At 64.9% G+C, this 20,145-nt stretch carries 21 protein-coding genes; 8 read left to right on the forward strand and 13 right to left on the reverse strand.

The genetic code is table 11. The features are described from left to right. Positions 1–147 precede the first annotated feature (147 nt). Positions 148–1,692, forward strand: a complete 1,545-nt coding sequence (locus tag B552_RS0119745; RefSeq protein WP_019450783.1) for a helicase HerA-like C-terminal domain-containing protein — start codon at positions 148–150, stop codon at positions 1,690–1,692. Positions 1,693–1,789: 97 nt separating this feature from the next. Here the strand turns inward: B552_RS0119745 and B552_RS28570 are convergent, their stop codons facing one another. The 3 genes from B552_RS28570 to B552_RS0119760 all read right to left on the reverse strand — a co-directional run bounded on the left by B552_RS28570 (position 1,790) and on the right by B552_RS0119760 (position 3,892). Next, the gene (locus B552_RS28570) at positions 1,790–1,942 is read right to left on the reverse strand and encodes a DUF3149 domain-containing protein (protein ID WP_019450784.1); all 153 of its coding nucleotides are present in this window, start codon (positions 1,940–1,942) and stop codon (positions 1,790–1,792) included. Positions 1,943–2,090: 148 nt separating this feature from the next. Then, positions 2,091–2,741, reverse strand: a complete 651-nt coding sequence (gene upp, locus B552_RS0119755; protein ID WP_019450785.1) for a uracil phosphoribosyltransferase — start codon at positions 2,739–2,741, stop codon at positions 2,091–2,093. Positions 2,742–2,884: 143 nt separating this feature from the next. Beyond that, positions 2,885–3,892, reverse strand: a complete 1,008-nt coding sequence (locus B552_RS0119760) for a tripartite tricarboxylate transporter substrate binding protein (protein WP_019450786.1) — start codon at positions 3,890–3,892, stop codon at positions 2,885–2,887. Between the two features lie 235 nt (positions 3,893–4,127). Here B552_RS0119760 and B552_RS0119765 point away from each other — a divergent pair, with 235 nt between their 5' ends. Genes B552_RS0119765 through B552_RS0119775 form a run of 3 tightly spaced genes read left to right on the forward strand, consistent with a single transcriptional unit; the run spans position 4,128 to position 6,259 of the window. After that, entirely contained in the window at positions 4,128–5,015 is an 888-nt protein-coding gene (locus B552_RS0119765) for a DMT family transporter (protein ID WP_019450787.1), read from the forward strand. 36 nt (positions 5,016–5,051) lie between these two features. Further along, positions 5,052–5,840 carry an SDR family oxidoreductase gene (locus B552_RS0119770; RefSeq protein ID WP_019450788.1) on the forward strand — a complete coding sequence of 263 codons (789 nt, stop codon included), beginning with the start codon at positions 5,052–5,054 and terminating at the stop codon, positions 5,838–5,840. After that, positions 5,840–6,259 carry a methylglyoxal synthase gene (locus tag B552_RS0119775; RefSeq protein WP_019450789.1) on the forward strand — a complete coding sequence of 140 codons (420 nt, stop codon included), beginning with the start codon at positions 5,840–5,842 and terminating at the stop codon, positions 6,257–6,259. Before B552_RS0119770 ends, B552_RS0119775 begins: the two co-directional genes overlap by 1 nt. 70 nt (positions 6,260–6,329) lie before the next feature. Here B552_RS0119775 and B552_RS0119780 read toward each other — a convergent pair whose 3' ends face one another. The 6 genes from B552_RS0119780 to B552_RS0119805 form a co-directional block, all read right to left on the reverse strand. Next, a complete protein-coding gene (locus B552_RS0119780; protein WP_026035846.1) occupies positions 6,330–6,623 on the reverse strand; it encodes a YkvA family protein in 294 nt (97 codons plus the stop codon). 233 nt (positions 6,624–6,856) lie between these two features. After that, positions 6,857–7,999: a BMP family ABC transporter substrate-binding protein gene (locus B552_RS0119785; RefSeq protein WP_019450791.1), complete on the reverse strand. Its 1,143-nt coding sequence runs from the start codon at positions 7,997–7,999 to the stop codon at positions 6,857–6,859. 80 nt (positions 8,000–8,079) lie between these two features. Then, positions 8,080–9,000, reverse strand: a complete 921-nt coding sequence (locus B552_RS0119790) for an ABC transporter permease (RefSeq protein ID WP_019450792.1) — start codon at positions 8,998–9,000, stop codon at positions 8,080–8,082. A gap of 18 nt (positions 9,001–9,018) precedes the next feature. Beyond that, positions 9,019–10,113: an ABC transporter permease gene (locus B552_RS0119795; protein WP_019450793.1), complete on the reverse strand. Its 1,095-nt coding sequence runs from the start codon at positions 10,111–10,113 to the stop codon at positions 9,019–9,021. Continuing rightward, on the reverse strand, positions 10,106–11,674 hold the full coding sequence (locus tag B552_RS0119800) for an ABC transporter ATP-binding protein (RefSeq protein WP_026035847.1): 1,569 nt from the start codon (positions 11,672–11,674) through the stop codon (positions 10,106–10,108). The genes B552_RS0119795 and B552_RS0119800 overlap by 8 nt, the downstream gene beginning before the upstream one ends. Positions 11,675–11,982: 308 nt before the next feature. Next, positions 11,983–12,909, reverse strand: a complete 927-nt coding sequence (locus B552_RS0119805; RefSeq protein WP_019450795.1) for a pirin family protein — start codon at positions 12,907–12,909, stop codon at positions 11,983–11,985. Between the two features lie 650 nt (positions 12,910–13,559). Here B552_RS0119805 and B552_RS0119810 point away from each other — a divergent pair. From B552_RS0119810 to B552_RS0119825, 4 genes are read left to right on the forward strand one after another with little or no spacing between them, the layout of a single operon-like run. Next, positions 13,560–14,276, forward strand: a complete 717-nt coding sequence (locus B552_RS0119810) for an ABC transporter permease (RefSeq protein ID WP_019450796.1) — start codon at positions 13,560–13,562, stop codon at positions 14,274–14,276. Between the two features lie 10 nt (positions 14,277–14,286). After that, complete coding sequence (locus B552_RS0119815) at positions 14,287–15,237, forward strand: glycine betaine ABC transporter substrate-binding protein (RefSeq protein ID WP_019450797.1); 951 nt, start codon at positions 14,287–14,289, stop codon at positions 15,235–15,237. Between the two features lie 10 nt (positions 15,238–15,247). Continuing rightward, on the forward strand, positions 15,248–15,898 hold the full coding sequence (locus B552_RS0119820; RefSeq protein WP_019450798.1) for an ABC transporter permease: 651 nt from the start codon (positions 15,248–15,250) through the stop codon (positions 15,896–15,898). Beyond that, positions 15,895–17,100 carry a betaine/proline/choline family ABC transporter ATP-binding protein gene (locus B552_RS0119825; protein WP_019450799.1) on the forward strand — a complete coding sequence of 402 codons (1,206 nt, stop codon included), beginning with the start codon at positions 15,895–15,897 and terminating at the stop codon, positions 17,098–17,100. Before B552_RS0119820 ends, B552_RS0119825 begins: the two co-directional genes overlap by 4 nt. Before the next feature lie 61 nt (positions 17,101–17,161). Here B552_RS0119825 and B552_RS29395 read toward each other — a convergent pair whose 3' ends face one another. The 4 genes from B552_RS29395 to B552_RS0119845 form a co-directional block, all read right to left on the reverse strand. Next, complete coding sequence (locus tag B552_RS29395; protein ID WP_019450800.1) at positions 17,162–17,296, reverse strand: hypothetical protein; 135 nt, start codon at positions 17,294–17,296, stop codon at positions 17,162–17,164. 39 nt (positions 17,297–17,335) lie between these two features. After that, positions 17,336–17,782 (reverse strand): hypothetical protein, encoded by a 447-nt coding sequence (locus B552_RS0119835; RefSeq protein WP_019450801.1) that lies wholly within the window; start codon positions 17,780–17,782, stop codon positions 17,336–17,338. A gap of 171 nt (positions 17,783–17,953) precedes the next feature. Beyond that, on the reverse strand, positions 17,954–18,709 hold the full coding sequence (locus B552_RS0119840) for a slipin family protein (RefSeq protein ID WP_019450802.1): 756 nt from the start codon (positions 18,707–18,709) through the stop codon (positions 17,954–17,956). Between the two features lie 39 nt (positions 18,710–18,748). Continuing rightward, positions 18,749–20,145: nodulation protein NfeD (locus tag B552_RS0119845; RefSeq protein ID WP_051003594.1), on the reverse strand; the 1,397-nt coding region annotated here is incomplete at its 5' end.

The following is a 20,145-nucleotide window of genomic DNA, read 5'->3' on the forward strand; positions in this document are numbered from 1 at the left end:
CGCCATGTGATTGATGTGCCAATCTGCTGGCTATAATCAGCGCAGGATTTTATCACGCGCCCCCGCCGCCCCGAAGCGCCTTGCACGGTGTTTGTGCCCGTGGCTGCGCGCGCTTCCTGCTCCCTAATCCCTGATTCCCGAGATCACATGGCCGATCCCATCCTCATCGCCAAGAATGCCGACCACGAGCTTGTTCTGCTGCCCGAGATGGGCAATCGCCATGGCCTGATCACCGGCGCCACCGGCACGGGCAAGACCGTCACGCTGCAGACGCTGGCCCAGGGATTTTCGCGGCTTGGCGTGCCGGTGTTCATGGCCGATGTCAAAGGTGACTTGACCGGCATTTCACAGCCGGGCCAGCCATCGGACAAGCTCAAGGCCCGGCTGGCCGAGCACGGCCTGCCCGAGCCGGTCTGGGCGGCCTGCCCAACCACGCTGTGGGACGTGTTCGGCGAGAAGGGCCACCCCGTGCGCGCCACGGTCTCCCATATGGGGCCGCTGCTGCTGTCACGGATGCTTGAACTCAACGACACGCAGGAAGGCGTGCTGAACCTGGTGTTCCGCATTGCCGATGCCAACGGCCTGCTGCTGCTCGACTCCAAGGACCTGCGGGCGATGCTTCAGTACGTGGGAGACAACGCCGGCCAGTTCACCACCGAGTACGGCAACATCTCCGCAGCGTCGATCGGCGCGATCCAGCGTGGGCTGGTGGCGCTTGAATCACAAGGGGCGGACAAGTTCTTCGGCGAGCCGATGCTGAACCTCGAGGACTTCATCCAGACCGAGAAGGGGCAGGGCGTGGTCAACATTCTGGCCGCTGACAAGCTGATGAATGCGCCGCGGCTCTACGCGACGTTCCTGCTGTGGATGCTGTCCGAACTGTTCGAGAAGCTGCCGGAAGCCGGTGACCTGGACAAGCCGAAGCTCGTGTTCTTCTTCGACGAGGCCCACCTGCTGTTCAACGACGCTCCCAAGGCGCTGCTCGACAAGATCGAGCAGGTCGTGCGGCTGGTGCGCTCGAAGGGCGTGGGCGTGTACTTTGTGACGCAGAACCCGGTCGATATTCCCGACACCGTGCTCGGCCAGCTTGGCAACCGCGTCCAGCACGCGCTGCGCGCGTTCACGCCGCGCGACCAGAAGGCGGTCAAGGTGGCCGCCACGACGATGCGCCAGAATCCAAAGCTCGATATCGAGCAGGCCATCGGCGAGCTTGGTGTTGGCGAGGCGCTGGTGTCGTGCCTGGATGCCAAGGGGACGCCGTGCGTCACCGAGCGCGCTTGGGTGCTGGCGCCGGGTAGCCGCATTGGCCCGATCACGGACGACGAACGCAAGGCTCTGATCGCGAATTCGCTGGTGGCTGGCACCTACGAGAAGACGATCGATCGCGAATCAGCTTACGAGAAGCTGCGCGGTCGCGCTGCTGCGTCGGGTGGTGGCGCGCCGGCCGATGCAAAGGCAGGTGGCGGCGAGAGTGGTGCGACTGGCGGCGCCACGGACCACGGTGGCGGCTGGCTGGATCAAGCCGGCGAGATCTTCGGCACCCTGACGAAGGGCACCGGCAAAAGCGGGCGAGGGGATTCGATTCTCGAATCGATGGCCAAATCGGCCGCGCGGACGGTAGGTTCGCAGGTCGGCCGGGAGTTGATTCGCGGCGTGCTGGGCAGCCTGCTAGGCGGCGGCAAGCGCAAGTAACAAAGCGCGCAAAAAAATCGCCCGCATCTGGCGGGCGATTTTTTTTTGCCGGGGACGGCAGTGAACGACTGCGCCCCAATTACCGCTCGGTTGCCGCTCAGTTACCACCGCGTCTTGCGGCCTCCGCATCCTCGCGCATCTTGCGCGCGAACATCCGCGCAAAGTACACACCCATGCCGATGATGAACCCGATGACGGCCAGACTGCCGAGCCCGGCGGGCGTTGTGAACAGGATCTTGATGGCTTCCATGTGGGACTCCTTCGCTTTTTGGTTTGACGCACCTAGTACGGCGGCCAGTGTGAAAGAGTCGGTCCACATGGACTTTGAGGCGGGTCAAGTGGCTGGGTCGCAACCTGGAGACGCTTGAGGCACGTCAAGCGCCGCCGTGGTCCCGGCCTCAGTTCTTGGTGCCGAAGAGCCGGTCGCCCGCGTCGCCAAGGCCCGGCACGATGTAGGCGTGCTCGTCCAGGTGGCTGTCGAGCGATGCCACAAAGAGCTTCACGCCCGGATGGGCCTTCTGGAAAACTTCGACACCTTCCGGTGCAGCCACCAGTGCCACGAACGTGATCGACTCGTCCTTGACGCCGCGACGTTTGAGCACGTCCACCGCATGGGCGGCCGAGTAGCCGGTAGCGACCATCGGATCGCACAGGATGAACGAACGGTCTTCCACGTCCGGCAGGCGCACCAGGTATTCCACCGGGCGGTGTTGTTCGTCGCGATACACGCCGATATGGCCGATCCGGGCCGACGGAATCAGCTCGACCAGGCCATCGCTCATGCCTACGCCAGCGCGCAGCACAGGCACGATCGTCAGCTTCTTGCCGGCGATGACCGGCGCTTCCAGCGGCACCAGCGGCGTGTCGATGCGGCGCGTGGTCAGCGGCAGGTTGCGCGTGATCTCGTACCCCATCAGCAGCGTGATCTCGCGCAGCAGCTCGCGGAACGTGCGCGTCGACGTTTCCTTGTCGCGCATGTGCGAAAGCTTGTGCTGGATCAGCGGGTGATCGAGGATGAACAGATTGGGGAAACGCGGATCTTGTTTCATGGCGGCGGGCTCGGGATACGGGATGGCCCTCCCTGGAACGGGAGGGCCGATGCAGCGCGATTGTAATGGATGCGCGGGCCCGCCCGGCGCTCGGTGGGTGCTCAGTGGGCGCTCAATGGGCGCTCAATGGCGCCCAGAAGTGCTCAATCGACCGTGATTGCCGCCGACTTCGCGACTTTTCCGAAACGTTCGTATTCGGTCTGCGTCAGTGTCTGCAACTCGGCCGCGCTGGACCCCTTCGGATTGAAGCCTGCCAGGGCCAGCTTGTCGCGCACATCGGGGCGCGCCAGCGCTTCCACGAACGCCGTATTGAGCGCCTGCACCACCGGGGCCGGCAGGTTTGCGGGGCCATAGACGCCAAACCACGGGTCCACCGCGTAGCCGGGCAGGCCGGCCTCAGCCAGCGTCGGCACGTTTGGCAGCGATGGCGAGCGCGTTTTCCCGGCCACGGCCAGCGCGCGCAGCTTGCCGGCCTGGATGTGCGGCAGCGACGCGGGCAGGTTGTCGAACATCACCTGGATATGGCCGCCAAGCATGTCGTTGATGGCCGGGCTGCTGCCCTTGTATGGCACATGGGTCAGGCCGGTCTGGGTCATCTGCGAGAACATGGCCCCGGCCAGGTGCATCGAGGTGCCCGTGCCCGCCGTCGCGTAGGTCAGGCCCGGATGGGCCTTGGCATAGGCGATCAGCTCCGGAACGGTCTTCACGGGCAGGCTTTCGCTGACTTCGAGCACGATTGTCGACGTGCCGAGCAGGCTGATCGCCGTGAAGTCGCGCCGCGGATCGAACGGCACGTGCTTGTAGATGTGCGGGTTCAGCGCATTGGTCGAGATGGCGCCAAATCCGATGGTGTAGCCGTCGGCCGGGGCCTTGGCCACGGCATCCATGCCGATGTTGCCGCCTGCGCCCGGGCGGTTCTCGATTACCACGGGCTGGCCAAGCTTCTCGGCCACGCGCTGGCCCACCGTGCGCGCCACGAGGTCGGTGGTGCCGCCTGCGGCGTAGGGCACGATGAAGCGGATCGGCTTGCTCGGATAGCTGTCGGCGGCAAAGGCGCTGGGCGCGACGGACGCAATGGACGTTCCGCCAAGCACGAGCAGGGCGGCGGAAAGCATGGCACGGCGGCGGGAAATGGTGCGGTGGGACGGCATGACTTGGGAATCTCCAGTTCTTGTTGTTTCGGCCGGCGCACGGCGCTGGTATGCCCGTCCGGCGCAGGTCATTGTATTGGAAAGAAGGCAATTATGTGACGCCGGCGAGCCTTGCGTCTTTTGGCATACAATCGGCCAGTTCTCGTCGCGCGCCGCACGTGCCGGCCCGGCGTTTCCCCGACTCGCGCCCCCGTCCGTGCCTGCCTCACAGAAGTCCCTGTCTCCGTCCGTTGACGTGCCCGCCGCGCAGCGCTTCGGGCTGGCCGCCGCCGCCATCGGCGCCGTGCTGTTCTCGGCCAAGGCCATCGTCGCCAAGCTGATGTACCGCTACAACATCGATGCCGTGATGGTGATCACGCTGCGCATGCTGTTCGCGGTGCCGCTGTTCATGGCGATTGGCTGGTGGCAGGCGCGCAAGCTGCCCGCGCTCTCCTGGGCCGACCGTGGCCGGGTGGCGTTCCTGGGTTTCATCGGCTACTACCTGTCGAGCTTTCTCGACTTTCTCGGGCTGCAATACATCACAGCCGGGCTTGAGCGGCTGATCCTGTTCCTGACGCCTTCTTTCGTGCTGCTGACCACCGCACTGGTGTTCCGCCGCCCCATCGCGGCTCGCCAGTGGGGCTCGTTGCTGCTGGCCTATGCGGGCATCGTGCTGGTGTTCGCGCATGATCTGGACATCAGCGGTGCGCGCGTGTGGGTCGGTGGCGCGCTGGTGCTTGGCAGCGCGTTGTCATATGGTTTGTACTTGATCCTCAGCGGGGAGCTTGTCCAGCGCGTGGGGTCGCTGCGGCTGGTGGCGTATGCGATGTGCGTGTCGACGTTCTGCTGCGTGGTGCAGTATCTGGTGCTGGGCAGGCCGGTTGCCGAACTTGCACAGCCGGCGCCGGTGATGTGGCTTTCAGTCGTCAACGCGGTGTTCTGCACGGTGCTGCCAGTGTCCCTGACGATGATCGCGGTGGCGCGGATCGGGGCGCCTACTGCATCGCAGGCAGGCATGATCGGGCCGGTATCGACGCTGCTGCTGGCGTTCTGGTTGCTTGGCGAGCCCATCAGCGGTGCGCAGATGATCGGCAGTGCGCTGGTGCTCGGCGGTATGTATCTGCTTTCGACGAAGAAAGCCTGAATTCGGAAAGAATCAACCAAGGAAGGAGAGCAAGACATGGATCTCGGACTGCGCGGTAAGCATGCACTGGTGTGCGGCGCCAGCAAGGGGCTAGGGTTTGCGTGTGCCGACGCGCTGGCGGCGGAAGGCGTGGACGTGGTGATCGTCGCGCGTGGCGCCGAGGCGCTGGAGAAAGCCGCCGCCGGCCTGCGCGCGCGCCACGGCCGCCGTGTGGTGGCGGTGGCCACCGACATCACGACGCCGGAAGGCCGCAAGCTTGCCCTCGACGCCGCGGCAAAGCTTGGCGATCTGGACATCCTTGTCAACAATGCCGGCGGCCCGCCTCCGGGCAACTTCCGTGACTGGGGCCGCGACGAGTGGATCAAGGCGATCGATGCCAACATGCTCACGCCGATCGAACTGATCAAGGCCACCGTGGATGGCATGATTGCGCGCCGCTGGGGCCGCATCATCAACATCACCAGCGGTGCCGTGAAGGCGCCGATCGACGTGCTGGGGCTGTCCAACGGCGCCCGCTCGGGCCTGACCGGATTTGTGGCGGGCCTGGCGCGCGAAGTGGCGCAGCACGGCGTGACCGTCAACAACCTGCTGCCGGGGCCGTTCAATACCGATCGTCTGTTCAAGACGATGGAAGGCGGCGCGCAGAAGGCTGGCATCAGCATCGAGGAAATGGCCGAGCGCCGCGCGGCGACCAACCCGTCGCGCCGCTTTGGCGACCCGGCCGAGTTCGGCGCCACCTGCGCGTTCCTGTGCAGCCGCCAGGCCGCGTACATGACCGGCCAGAACGTGCTGCTCGATGGCGGCGCCTACCCGGGGACGTTCTGATGAGCAGCAAGCCGCGCATTGCACTGATCGCGCACGATCACAAGAAGGACGACATCGTCGCTTTCGCCGGCCGTCATCGCGACTTCCTCGCACAATGCGATCTGCTGGCCACCGGCACCACTGGCGGCAGGATCGCTGCGGAGACTGGCCTTCCCGTCACGCGGATGCTGTCCGGTCCGTGGGGCGGCGACCTGCAGATCGGCTCGCAACTGGCGGAGGGCCGCGTGACAGCGGTGATCTTCCTGCGCGACCCGATGACGCCGCAGCCGCACGAACCCGATATCAACGCGCTGGTGCGCGCGTGCGACGTCCACAACGTGCCGTGTGCAACGAACCTGGCCACGGCCGAACTGGTGGTCGTGGAACTGGCACGTATCTGCTTCGAGGAGGATCAGGCCGCTGCTGATGACGCGGCCTGATTGAGAAACCGCCTTAGAACCGCTGCGCTTCGTTCTGAGCCGGTTTCTCGTTTCCCTTAAGTGCAAACTGTCAGCGCGGCCGCACGGTGGCCGCGCTGGCGCGCATCTCGGCCTGGCGCAGGATATGCGGCGGCAGGCGCTTCAGCATGAAATGCACGGCAAGTGGAATCAGCACGACATCGTCCACGATGCCAAGCCCGGCGATGAAATCGGGAATCAGGTCGATCGGCGAGATCGCATAGAGCAGCAGCCCGGCTGCGGCGGGTTTCAGCCACCGCGGCGCGTCCGGGTGACGCAAGGCAAACCAGAACAGCCGGCCGTCACGCCGTACCAGCGTCAACAGGGCTGAGAGTCGTTTCCACATGGCAGGCCTCCTTGGTCACACGCGCAACGCGTGCATGCACAGGTAGCTTGGGCCAACCAGGGGCGATTCAAGTTCCTCTGATTTTCTCCCCTCTCCCGCCCTGCGGGAGAGGGGCCGGGGGAGAGGGCCTTGCGGTTCAAATTGTGACGGGTTGGCAAGCAGACCTGCCACGCCCTCTCCCCTAACCCCTCTCCCGCGTTGCGGGAGAGGGGAACAAGGCTACGGCAGAAAGCTCAGCCCGGCACGTTCCCTTCGACGCCTTCCACGTAGAACTTGATGTTGTGGAGGAAGTTGTCGTCAGCCACCTGATCCTTGGCCAGTTGCTCCTTGCCGGTGTTGTCCTTGAGCGGGCCCTTCCAGATCGGTGCGGTACCGTCGACCACGCCCTTCTTGCGCTCTGCCACCAGTGCCTTGACGTCTTCCGGCACCACAGTGTTGAAATCCTTCAGGTCGATCATGCCTTCCTTCAGGCCCCACCATGTGGTGTTGGACTTCCACTGGTTGTTGAGCACGTCGTCAACCACCTTGTTGTAGTAGACGCCCCACGAGATCTCGGACGCGGCCAGGTGGGCCTTCTCGCCGAACTTGCTCATGTTGCTGTCCCAGCCGAACGCGTAGACGCCCTTTTCCTGGGCCGTCTGCACCACGGCGGCGGAGTCGGTGTTCTGCATCAGCATGTCCACGCCCTGGCCGATCAGCGTCGTGGCGGCTTCACGCTCCTTGCCCGGATCGAACCACTTGTTGACCCACACGACCTTGACCGTGGCCTTCGGATTGACGCTGCGCGCGCCCAGCGTGAACGAGTCGATGTTGCGGATCACTTCAGGGATCGGCACCGAAGCCACCACGCCCATCTTGCCGCTCTTGCTCATCTTGCCGGCCACCACGCCTGCCAGGTAGGCGCCTTCATAGGTGCGCACGTCGTACTGGGCCAGGTTCTCGGCGGTCTTGAAGCCGGTGGCGTGTTCGAACTTGACGTCCGGGAACTCCTTGGCCACCTTCAGCATGGACTCCATGTAGCCGAACGTGGTGCCGAAGATCAGCTTGTTGCCCTGGCTGGCCAGGTCGCGGAACACGCGCTCGGCATCGGCGGCGGACTCGGGAACGTTCTCGACGAAGGTGGTCTTCACCTTGTCGCCAAACTTGGCCTCCACGGCCTTGCGGCCCTGATCGTGGGCGTAGGTCCAGCCGGCGTCGCCCACCGGTCCGATGTAGACGAACGCCACCTTCAGCGGCTCATTGGCGGCGGCGGCCGGGGCCGATGCCGGGGCAGCGGTTTCGGCCGGCTTCTCGGCTTCCTTCTTGCCGCAACCGGCCAGCGCCAGCACAGCGGTGGCGGCCAGGGCCGCCAGGGTGGTCCTGCGTGTCACGATCATCGATCTCTCCTAGTTGAACGTCTTGTGATGCGTTTGTGATTCGAATTGTGGGTTGACTTCTTCTGACTGCTGAATGCGGGTTACGCGTTGCCGGGGCGGAACGGCTTGCCCAGTGATGCCGGCATGTTCAGGCGGATCCACGCCGGGTTGCGCGAAATCAGCGCGAGCACGACGATCGTGGCGGCATAGGGCAGCATGGACAGGAACTGCGACGGCACCGATACGCCGATGCCCTGCAGGTAGAACTGAAGAATCGTCACACCGCCAAACAGCCATGCGCCAATCAGCACGCGGCCCGGGCGCCAGGTGGCGAACGTGGTCAGCGCCAGCGCAATCCAGCCGCGGCCCGCAACGAGGTTTTCCACCCACATCGGCGTGTAGACCAGCGACAGGTACGCGCCAGCCAGGCCGCAGCACGCGCCGCCAAACAGCAGCGCGCCGAAGCGAATCCAGCGCACCGGGTAGCCGAGCGCATGTGCCGATTCCGGCGATTCACCGATCGCGCGCAGCGTCAGGCCCGCACGCGTGCGGAACAGGAACCACATGATGGCAAAGCACAGCGCCAGGCTGAAATAGACCATCCAGTGGTGCTGGAAGAATGCGGGGCCGACAAATGGCAGGTCGGCCAGGTACGGGACCGACTTGGCCTGGGCCGGCATGGCGTAGCCGACGAAGCGCTGCGCGATGAAGGCGGACAGGCCCGTGCCGAAGATCGACAGCGCCAGGCCCGTGGCCACCTGGTTGGTGGCCAGCACCAGCGCCAGCCACGAGAACAGCGTGGCCATCAGCATGCCGGCGCCGGCGCCAGCCAGGAATCCGAGCATCGGCGACTGGGTCTGGTAACCGACCATGAAGCCAAGCGCGGCGGCCACCAGCATCATGCCTTCGGCGCCAAGGTTGAGCACACCGGAGCGCTCGTTGACGAGCAGGCCGAGCGCGGCCAGCAGCAGCGGGGTGCCGGCATTGATCGCCGTGGCGATCAGGGGAGCGAGTTGTTCCATGTTCTTGTGGGCTCCGGATCAGGCGGTGCGCGCGCGCCAGCGCAGGCGGTTGTCGATCAGCGTGTCGCAGGCCAGCAGGAAGAACAGCAGCATCCCCTGGAACACCCAGCCGATGGCCGAAGGCAGGCCCAGCCGGGACTGCGCCATCTCGCCGCCGATATAGAACAGCGACATCACGATGCCGCCGAACACCGCGCCTACAGGATGCAGGCGGCCCACGAACGCAACGATGATCGCGGTGAAGCCGTAGCCCGGCGAAATCGACGGCAGCAGCTGGCCGATCGGGCCGGTCACTTCGAACGCGCCGGCCAGCCCGGCCGTACCGCCCGAAATCATCAGCGCACTCCACAACGCACTGCACGACGAGAATCCCGCATAGCGCGCGGCCAGTGGGGCGGTGCCGCCAACCTGCAGCCGGTAGCCGGCGAAGCTGCGGAACACGAACACGGTCATGACGACCACGAGCACCAGCATGACGGCAAAGCCCACGTGCAGGCGCGAGCCGGGCAGCAGGTTCGGCAGCAGGAACGCCGAAGCGAACACCTTCGACTGCGGGAAGTTCATGCCATTCGGGTCCTTGAGCGGCCCGTTGACGACCCACAGCAGCAATTGCTGCGCGATATAGGTCAGCATCAGCGAGACCAGGATCTCGTTGGCATTGAAGCGGTCCTTGAGCAAGGCGGTGATCGAAGCCCAAACCATGCCGCCGACAACGCCTGCCAGCGACGCAAGCACCAGCACGACGAACCCGCTGGTGGTGTTGCCCGGGCTGTCGAACCAGAGCACCGTGGCGCCGGCGAAGATGCCGCCGAGCACGAGTTGGCCGTCGGCGCCGATGTTCCACACATTGGCGCGATAGCAGACCGAAAGCCCCAGCGCGCACAGCACTAGCGGCACGGTCTTGAGCAGCACTTCGCCAATTGCGCGCTTGTCCCGCAGCGGATCGACCAGGAACACCTTGAGCGCGGCAACCGGGTCCTTGCCGAGCACCAGGAACAGCAGGGCGCCGAACACCAGCGTCAGCACGATTGCGAACAATGGCGAGGCGTATGCCATGCGGCGCGACGGCACGCCGCGTGGCGCCAGCACTACGGGCGAGAGGACCTTAGCCATGAGCAGGCACCTCCGCGGCAACGTCGTCGTGCTGGCTGGCTGGCCCACCTTCCCAGAGCCCGCTCATCCACAGGCCCACCTGCTCGCGCGTGGCCGTTTCCACTGGAATCGACGGCGACAGATGGCCCTTGGCGATGACGTGGAGCCGGTCACAGATCGCAAACAGTTCGTCGAGTTCTTCCGATACGACCAGGATTGCGCAACCGGTCGCCTTGAGTGCGAGGATTTCGTTGTGGATCTGCGCGGCGGCGCCGACATCGACGCCCCATGTCGGCTGCGCGACGATCAGTACTTTCGGGCCGGCCTCGATCTCGCGGCCGACGATGAACTTCTGCAGATTGCCGCCGGACAGGCTGCGCGCCAGCGCATCGGGGCCGCTCGCCTTGACGCGGAAGCGGTTGATGATGCCGGCGGCCAGTCCGTCGGCCGCTTTCGGCGACACCATGCCATGGCGAACAAACGGCGGTGTCTGGTGAGACAGCAGCGTGTTAGACGACAGGCTCATGCCCGGCACCGCGCCACGGCCCAGGCGTTCCTCGGGAACGAAGGCCAGGCCCGCGCGGCGGCGGCCGCGTGCATCGAGTCTGCCCACTGCCTTGCCGTCGAGGTGCACGGCCGTGAGGCTCGTGCGCGCGTCTTCGCCAGACAGTGCGGCGAGCAATTCCTGCTGGCCGTTGCCGGAAACCCCGGCGATGCCGACGATCTCGCCCGCATGCACGTCCATCGAAATTCGTTGCAGTTCCGTGGCGAACTGATGCGCGCGCGGCATCGACAAGTCACGGACGGAGAGCCGCACCGGGCCGCGCTCGGCGGTTACGCGTGCCTCGCGCGGCGGTTCGCCGCCGATCATCATGCGCGACAGCGACGCGGCGCTTTGCTCGCGTGGATCGCATACGCCAGTGACCTTGCCCATGCGCATCACCGTTGCGTGATGGCACAGCGCGCGAATTTCGTCGAGCTTGTGGCTGATATAGAGAATGCTCGTGCCTTCCGCCGCCAACTGGCGCAACGTGACGAACAGCGTTTCCACGGCCTGCGGTGTCAGCACCGAGGTCGGTTCGTCGAGAATCAGCAGTTGCGGATTGGCCAGCAGCGCCCGCACGATCTCGACGCGCTGGCGTTCCCCCACGGACAGCGTGTGTACGTGCCGATGCGGTTCCAGCGGCAGGCCATAGCGCTCGGCCGTGGCGCGAATGCGTTCCGCCAGCTGCTTCATGCCGCCGACATCCTTCGGCGGCAGGCCGAGTGCGATGTTCTCGGTCACCGTCAGCGTGTCGAACAGCGAGAAGTGCTGGAAGACCATGGCGATGCCCAGGTTGCGGGCGTCGTGCGGACTGCTGATCGAAACCGGCGCCCCATTGAAGTGCATCTCGCCGGCATCGGGTCGGACCGCGCCAAAAATGATCTTCATGAGGGTGGACTTGCCGGCGCCGTTCTCGCCAAGGACAGCGTGGATTTCGCCGGGCGCGACGGTGAGGCTCACATCGTCGTTGGCGGTCACGCCGGGATAGCGCTTGGTGATATGGGCAAGCGCCAGCCTGGAGGGTGTTTGTAAAGTCACTGAGGCGGCTCGAATTGTTGTGGCAGCAACGTTGAGATCAGGCACGTGACAGCGGCTGTGCGTGGCGCAGCATCGCCGCGCGGCAGGTCGTCATCATCATGATTGCGTGATGCCCGGAATTAGTGGTGAATTATATAAGTGCGTGGGGGTCTGGCGGGCCACTTTGACCCTTTTGCCATGCCCCACAACGGTTCCGGGGAGGTTGCAAGTCGCGTGCCGGCCACAGTCGCAAAGAAAAACCGCCGCCGGGCCGGGGAAACCCCGACTCGGACGGCGGCTGGTTGACGCAGAAGCGCCGGACCGCGCGGTCAGACGGCCTGGCTGGCCGGGATACTGGCGAATCGGCCATCCCGGTAGTCGGCCAGGGTCTGGTAGATCTGGTCCTGCGTATTCATCACGAACGGGCCGTACTGCGCAATCGGCTCGTTGAGCGGTTGGCCGGCGATCAGCAGGAAGCTGGCGTCCTCATCCGCCCGGATCACCACGCCGTCGGCCTGGCCGGCGTTGTCGAGCACGCCCATGCGCTGGGCCTCCACCACGGCGCCATCACCGGCATTGCCCACCGTGACCGCGCCGCGATACACGTAAATGAACGCGTTGTGTCCGGCCGGCAGCGCCTGCGCAAAGGTCTGGCCCGACGGCAGTTGCACATCGAGGTACAGCGGTTCGGTCACTGGTCGCGTCATGGCCCCGGCCACTCCATGGGAGGCGCCGGCCAGTACGCGCACGGTGCCGCCCGAGGGCAGGGCCACGGTCGGAATGGCGGCCGCCGGCATGTCGCGATACCACGGCGCCGTCATCTTGTCGGCGGCGGGCAGGTTCAGCCAGAGTTGGAAGCCTTCCATGCGGCCGTCTTCCTGCTCGGGAAGCTCCGAATGCACCACGCCGGCGCCTGCCACCATCCACTGCGCGCCGCCGTTCTCCAGCAGGCCCTCATGACCGGCGCTGTCGCGGTGGCGCATGCGGCCCGCCAGCATGTACGTGATGGTCTCGAAGCCGCGGTGCGGGTGATCGGGGAAGCCGCCGATGTAGTCGTCCTTGTTGTCGGTGCCAAAGGCGTCGAGCATCAGAAATGGATCAAGCCGGCGTTGCAGGTTCTGCGTCAGGACGCGGGTCAGCTTGACGCCGGCGCCGTCGGACGTGGCGATGCCGCGAACCACGCGGTCCACGCTGCGCGAGCGCTGCACGGTTTCCGCTGCGGTTGCCGGAACGGTCTGGATGCGGGTGGTTTCCATGAATTTTCTCCATTGGGACGGCGCACTGGCCGTCGGATGTACCCTGCCAATTTAAGACTTTGGCGCCAAAGCGGTAGTGGGGTGGAAGGCAACAGATTGTTCTGCAGATGGGACGAGCATCCGGTATGGGTGTTTATTTTTGCAACGCCGCAGAGCTCCGATTTTTCCGGTGAGAACGCGCAATTCGGGCCGTGGAAACCGCAAAGATGACAGGATCGCAGAAGATGTGTAGAATAGCGCTCTCTTTGTCATCCGTTGCCGTGAATTGCATTGAGCGCGGGCTTTGCCCGATCCTCGCAATCCGTTGTCAGGCAACGGCCGATTGACTTGGCGGCGCTCCACCGAAGCGCGTTTGACACGACATCAGTCGCCGCCATTGGCCAACCCCTCGGGTTGCGCCGCACCAGCGGGTTCGGGCTTCACGCACGAACCCCATCAACAGGGTGTTCGCCGATTTGAAGATCGGCGTGACACCCGCAAGTCCGTCCGCCGGCAATCGTGCCGGTCATGGCGGCAAGGCAATCTGAACCGGGCCCCGGCGGGCACCCCCGAGACGAACTCCGCCGGCCCTTTTGTTTTCCGCACTCTGGAAGTGGCGGCGAAATCTCTTTCGCTTTTCGCTTTTCGCTTCGGAGGAGGAGAGAGGGAATATGTCAAAGCAAACTATCCGGGCACTGGCCTGGAGTGGCGTCGTTGCCGCCGCGCTGGCCGGACTGGTCGCGTGGATTGGTGTCGATGTCATCTGCCAATACCGTGAACGTCTGCTCTATGACGTGGCGGATCATCTGCGCCTTGTGGCGATTTCGATGCTGCTCGCGCTTGTCACGGGTATCCCCGCGGGAATCGGGCTGAGCCGCCCGTGCATGCACCGGTGGGCAGACCGACTGATGCAGATCTTCAACGTCGGCAACACGGTGCCGTCGCTGGCCGTGCTGGCGCTGGCACTCGCGGTGCTTGGCATCGGCGAACGGCCCGCCATTCTGGCGCTGTGGCTCGCTTCGCTGCTGCCGATCGTGCGCAATACCTACGAAGGCCTGCGCACCGTATCGCCAGCCCTGCTCGAAGCGGCACGCGGCATCGGCATGACACCGTGCCAGAGGCTGATGCGCGTCGAACTGCCCAACGCATTGCCCGTGATCCTGGCGGGCGTCCGCATCAGCCTCGTGATCAACGTTGGCACTGTGCCGCTGTCGTTCCTGATTGGCGCCAACAGTCTCGGCGAATTGATCTTCCCGGGCATCTACCTGAACAACCAGCCGCTCCTGCTGCTGGGCGCCGCCGCCACTGCGCTGCTGGCCCTGGCCCTGGACGCGCTGTTCGCCACCGCCGGCCACATCTATTTGCGCCGCCGCGGACTGGCACGCTGAGGAACCGCCAATGACATCGAACAGAAACCAGCGCCGTGCGCGATTTACCGAGGGCCGGCTGTTCTGGGTTGCCGCCGTACTTGGCGCGGCGCTCGCCGCGCTCCTGCTGACCACCGCACCGGCACGCGCACAGGGCGCTGCCGACGCGGTACGCATCGGCGGCAAGAACTTTACCGAGCAGCTGATCCTGTCCTCGATGACGTCGCAGTATCTGCGCGCCCATGGCATCAACACCGCGTTGACTTCGGGTCTTGGCAGCACGCTGATGCGCCAGGCAATGGAGGCGGGCCAGCTCGACGTGGTGTGGGACTACACGGGCACCGCGCTGATCGTCTTCAACAAGGTCGAAGAGAAGCTGGACGGCCCGCAAAGCTACGAGCGCGTGAAAGCGCTCGATGCGGCGAAGGGACTGGTATGGCTCGAACCATCGGCGATCAACAACACCTATGCGCTGGCGATGCCGAAGGAACGCGCGGCGGGCGTGACCACGCTTTCGGCGTATGCGGAGAAGATGCGCGCCGAGGGCGACGACAAGCGGCATCCGCTGGCCGTGGACATGGAGTTCGCCGCGCGCCCTGACGGACTGGAGCCGCTGAAGGCTGCATACGGGCTGCCATTCACGCGCAAGGACGTGATCCAGCTTGACCCGGGTCTGGTCTACACGGCGCTGAAGAATAACCAGGTGGACCTGGGCCTGGTCTACACGACAGATGGCCGGGTCAAGGGGTTCGACCTGGTGCTGCTTGAAGACGACCTGCATTTCTTCCCGCCATACAACGCGGTGCCCGTGGTGCGCAAGGCCGTGCTCGACGCACATCCCGAACTTGCCAACCTGCTCAACGCGCTCGCGGCCAGGCTCGACAACGCGGCGATGACCGACATGAACTATCAGGTCGACATCGGCCAGCAGCCCGTGGACAAGGTGGCGGGGGAATTCCTGCGCAGCCACAGCCTGATCTGAGGAGACGCGCATGGATCTGCTGACTTATCTTCAACATAGCTGGCCGACGCTGCTGCGCCTGACCGGCGAGCACCTTGCGCTGGTCGGCTCGGCCGTGGGGCTGGCCATCGTGATCGGCGTGCCACTCGGCATTCTTATCACGCGCCATCGTTTCCTGGCCACGCCGCTGCTGGCGTTGGCCACCGTCGTGCTGACACTGCCTTCCATCGCGCTGTTCGGCCTGATGATTCCAATCTTCGCGCGCTTCGGGCATGCGCTCGGCTACCTGCCGGCCGTGACCGCCGTGTTCCTCTATTCGCTGTTGCCGATCATGCGCAATACCTACACCGCGCTGGCCAACGTCGACGCCGGCATTCAGGAAGCGGGGCGCGGCATCGGGATGACGACCTGGCAGCGCATGCGGCTTGTAGATCTGCCGCTGGCCGTGCCTGTGATCCTGGGCGGCGTGCGTACGGCCGTCGTGATGAACATCGGCGTGGCCACGATTGCCGCAATTATTGGCGCTGGCGGCCTGGGCGTGCTGATCCTCCAGGCAATCAGCCAGAGCAACATGAGCAAGCTGGCCGTGGGCGCCGTCCTCGTCAGCCTGCTTGCCATCGTGGCGGACGCGTGCCTGCAGGCCTTGCAGCGCGCGCTGACGCCGAAAGGAATCCGTCAATGATCGAACTCGACCAACTCACCAAGTCCTTCCAGCAAAAGGACGGCTCCGAAGTGCGCGCCGTCGATGCCGTCAGCCTGACGGTGCCGCGCGGCGAAATCTGCGTCTTCCTGGGGCCGTCCGGCTGCGGCAAGACCACCACGCTCAAGATGATCAACCGGCTGATCGAGCCGACGTCAGGCACTGCGCGCATCGACGGCGAGGACACCGCCGGCATCGACGGCGTGACGTTGCGGCGCAAGATCGGCTATGTAATCCAGCAGATCGGCCTGTTCCCGAACATGACGATCGAGGAGAACATCATGGTCGTGCCGCGCCTGCTGGGATGGGACAGGAAGCAGTGCCGGGAGCGCGCGCGCGAACTGATCCGCATGGTGCAGCTTGATCCGGACAAGATGCTCAAGCGCTATCCGCGCGAGCTGTCCGGCGGCCAGCAGCAGCGCATCGGCGTGATCCGCGCGCTGGCAGCGGACGCGCCGGTGTTGCTGATGGACGAGCCGTTCGGTGCCGTCGACCCGATCAACCGCGAGAGCATCCAGAACGAGTTCTTCCAGATGCAGCGCCAGCTAGGCAAGACGGTGATCATGGTTTCGCACGATATCGACGAGGCGATCAAGCTTGGCGACAAGGTTGCCGTGTTCCGCGGTGGCAAGCTTGTGCAGTTCGATCATCCCGACGCGTTGCTGGCGCATCCCGCGGACGATTTCGTGCAGGCGTTCGTTGGTCATGACAATACGCTCAAGCGCCTGTTGCTGGTGCGAGCCGGTGACGCTGCCACAATGCCGCCGGCCTGCCGCCCGGAGATGTCGTTGGCTGAAGCCTTCGGCGTGATGGACGACGCCGACGTGCGTCACCTGCCAGTCATCGACAACGCGCAGCGCGCGCTCGGATACGTTACGCGCCGGGACGTGCGGAGCGCGATGGCAGCCGGCGGCTGCTGTGCCGATGTCATGCGACCGTTTGCGGCCACGGCAGCATTCGACGAACACCTGCGCATCGTGCTGTCGCGCATGTACCAGCACAACACGAGCTGGCTGCCCGTGCTCGACGGTGACGGGGTGTACCTGGGGGAGGTTGCGCAGGAATCGATCGCGGACTATCTAAGCTCGGGTCGATCGCGCGGCACTGCAAGCAGTCTGTTGCCGGCACCATCGCAGCGGGCGACGTCCAATCCGCTGGATGCCTTGCAGCAGCAGCCCGCCTGAGCATCTGAGCCGATCGCGGCCACGCCGCGGTCGGCTTCAATACGCTCCCTGAAGCACGCCTTTAGAGGCCGTGCTTCAGGTAGATACCCCAGCCCACCCACGCCGCGTAGACGACGAGATACCCCTTGAAGATCCGGGTCATGACCTTCCCTTGGAGGTCGTAGTCCTCCAGGAATCTAATCAGTGCTTTCTGCATGTTGGTTCTCCTTGCTTGATGGTTCAGTGACGACTTCAGTCAATATGCGATGGGTTGAACGAACTCGGCGTACGTCCCGAAGTAAGCCGCGGCGCTGACGACAGTCAGGCCGATCGAGACTCTCAGGACCCAGTTGGGCCTGCCGCGCGGACGCGTGACAGCGGAGCTGGCCTCCATCGCGCCCAGCAGCACCAGCACTGCGGCGAAGACGATCAGAAAGACATGCGTCGCGATGCCTATCCACATGTACTGGCGGTTCGGGATGGAGTCATCCAGCGCCGTTGCCAGCAGATAGCAGGCGCTTGCGCTCATCGGGATTGCCGCCCATAGAAGTTGCCCGCCTTCGATTGCGCGCCTGACGATGCCATGGCTCTGTTCCCGAAAGAAGTAGGGCAGCTTGGCTAACGGCAGCAGTGCTAACGGCGCGAACAGTGGAATCGCGACGTTGAACACAAACCAGCCGAACAGCTCGATAGCGCTTGCCATGGTGCCCCTGATGTGAGTGGAAGAAGGTTGTCGCACCTGCGCCGCATGTTGCGGGCATGTCGACAACGAGGCGATGCTATGCCTCGTTCCAGCTCACGCCAATAGGGTAGTTGTGAACATTTGTGGCATCGACGCCAGATTCTTGAGGCCGGTCAATTGCCTCAAACCGTACTACTTCGAGCCGCCGCCAGTCAGCGCGGACAGCACATCCATCGGCAGCGGAAAGACGATGGTCGAACTCTTGTCTCCTGCGATCTGCGTGAGCGTCTGCAGGTAGCGCAGTTGCATGGCCTGTGGCTGCCGGGCGAGCATCTGGGCGGCCTCGAGGAGTTTCTCCGAAGCCTGCAGTTCGCCCTCGGCATGAATCACCTTTGCACGCCGCTCGCGCTCCGCCTCGGCCTGCCGCGCAATCGCACGGACCATCGTTTCGTTGAGGTCGACATGCTTGATCTCGACGTTGGACACCTTGATGCCCCATGCATCGGTCTGGGCGTCGAGCACCTTCTGGATGTCGAGGTTCAGTTTCTCCCTTTCCGCCAGCATCTCGTCGAGCTCATGCTTGCCCAGGACCGAACGCAGCGTTGTCTGTGCGAGCTGGCTGGTGGCCTCCAGGAAGTTGGCCACCTGGATGATCGCGCGCTCGGGATCGACGACCCGGAAGTAGATCACCGCGTTGACCTTGACCGAGACGTTGTCGTGCGAGATCACGTCCTGCGGCGGTACGTCGAGCACCACGGTGCGCAGGTCCACGCGCACCATCTGCTGCACCGCCGGGATGATCAGCACCAGGCCCGGCCCCTTGACGCGCCAGAAGCGGCCCAGCATGAAGACCACGCCGCGTTCGTATTCGCGCAGCACGCGGAACGCGGAGATCACCAGCAGCACCAGCAGGAAGATCAGGCCACCGAAGCTGAATCCGAATGCCATGTCAGACTCCTTTTGTTCTTGTCCCAGTTTTGTTGCGTGTCAGGCATCGCTTGCCGACGTCACATCGAGCACCAGGCCGCGGCGCGCCGTCACGCGAATGCGCTGGCCGCGCACCAGCGGCGCGATGCTGTGAATCCGCCACTGCTCGCCATGCACCATCGCCCAGCCATCGGCCTGCGTGTCGTCGATGACCAGGCCGACGCTGCCCACCAGTGCGTCGGCCCCGCTGACTACCGGGCGACGGCGCGCGCGCAGCAGCAGCGTGGACATGCCGAACAGGAAGAATGCCGAGATCGTGCACAGCGCGGCGATCAGCGGAAATGGCACACCGAACCCGGGCACATCGGTATCAATCAGCATCACCGCGCCGAATGCGAAGGCGATGATGCCGCCCACGCCAAGCGCGCCGAACGTTGGCAGGAACAGCTCGGCGGTCATGCAGCCCACGCCTAGTGCGATCAATGCAAGCCCTGCGTAGTTCACGGGCAGCATCTGCAGCGCAAACAGGCCAAGCAGCAGGCAGATCGTGCCGGCGATGCCCGGGACGACCATGCCTGGCGTCGAGAACTCGAAGATCAGGCCGTAGATGCCGATCATCATCAGGATCAGTGCCACGCTTGGATCAGTGATGACGGCGAGCAGACGGCTGCGCCAGTCGGGTTCCAGCGTGACCACTGGCGCGCCCGCCGTATGCAGCGTGCGGGTGGCGCCGGCGGCCTCGATGCGCTTGCCGTCCACCTGCCCGAGCAGCGCCGGCAGGTCGGAGGCAACCATATCCGCCACGTGCTGCGACACTGCCTCGTCGGCAGACAGGCTCACCGCTTCCCTGACCGCACGCTCGCCCCACTCGGCATTGCGGTGCCGCAACTGCGCGAGCCCGCGGATATAGGCGGACGCGTCGTGCATCTGCTTGCGCGTCATCGTGTCTTCGGCGGCCGGGGCGCTGGACGGGGCCGATGCCGGCACCGGCCCGGCTTCCGGTTTCGGGCCGCCAATGCCGATTGCCACGGGGCTGGCCGCGCCGAGATTGGTGCCCGGGGCCATGGCGGCGATATGGCTCGCGTAGAGGATGTAGGTGCCTGCGCTGGCGGCCCGCGCGCCGCCGGGATAGACATAGGTGGCAACCGGCACCGGCGACGCAAGGATGGCCTGGATGATGTCGCGCATCGACTTGTCCAGGCCGCCCGGCGTATCCATTTCGATCACGATGAGCTGCGCGCCATGCTTGCGGGCCTGCTCGATGCCGTGCATGGCAAAGCTGGCGCTGGCGGGGCTGATGGCGCCCTGGATGGGGATGACGTAGACCGGCGGTACGGCTGGCGTGGATGTCGCGGGCGGTTGCGCCTGCACGCCCGATATCGCGAGCAAGGCGAACCCCAGTGCAAGCCAGCGCACCCGGGCAAGCCAGCCTCGGATCGGTGCGATTGTCATGGCGG

Source organism: Cupriavidus sp. BIS7 (assembly GCF_000292345.1).
GTDB lineage: Bacteria > Pseudomonadota > Gammaproteobacteria > Burkholderiales > Burkholderiaceae > Cupriavidus.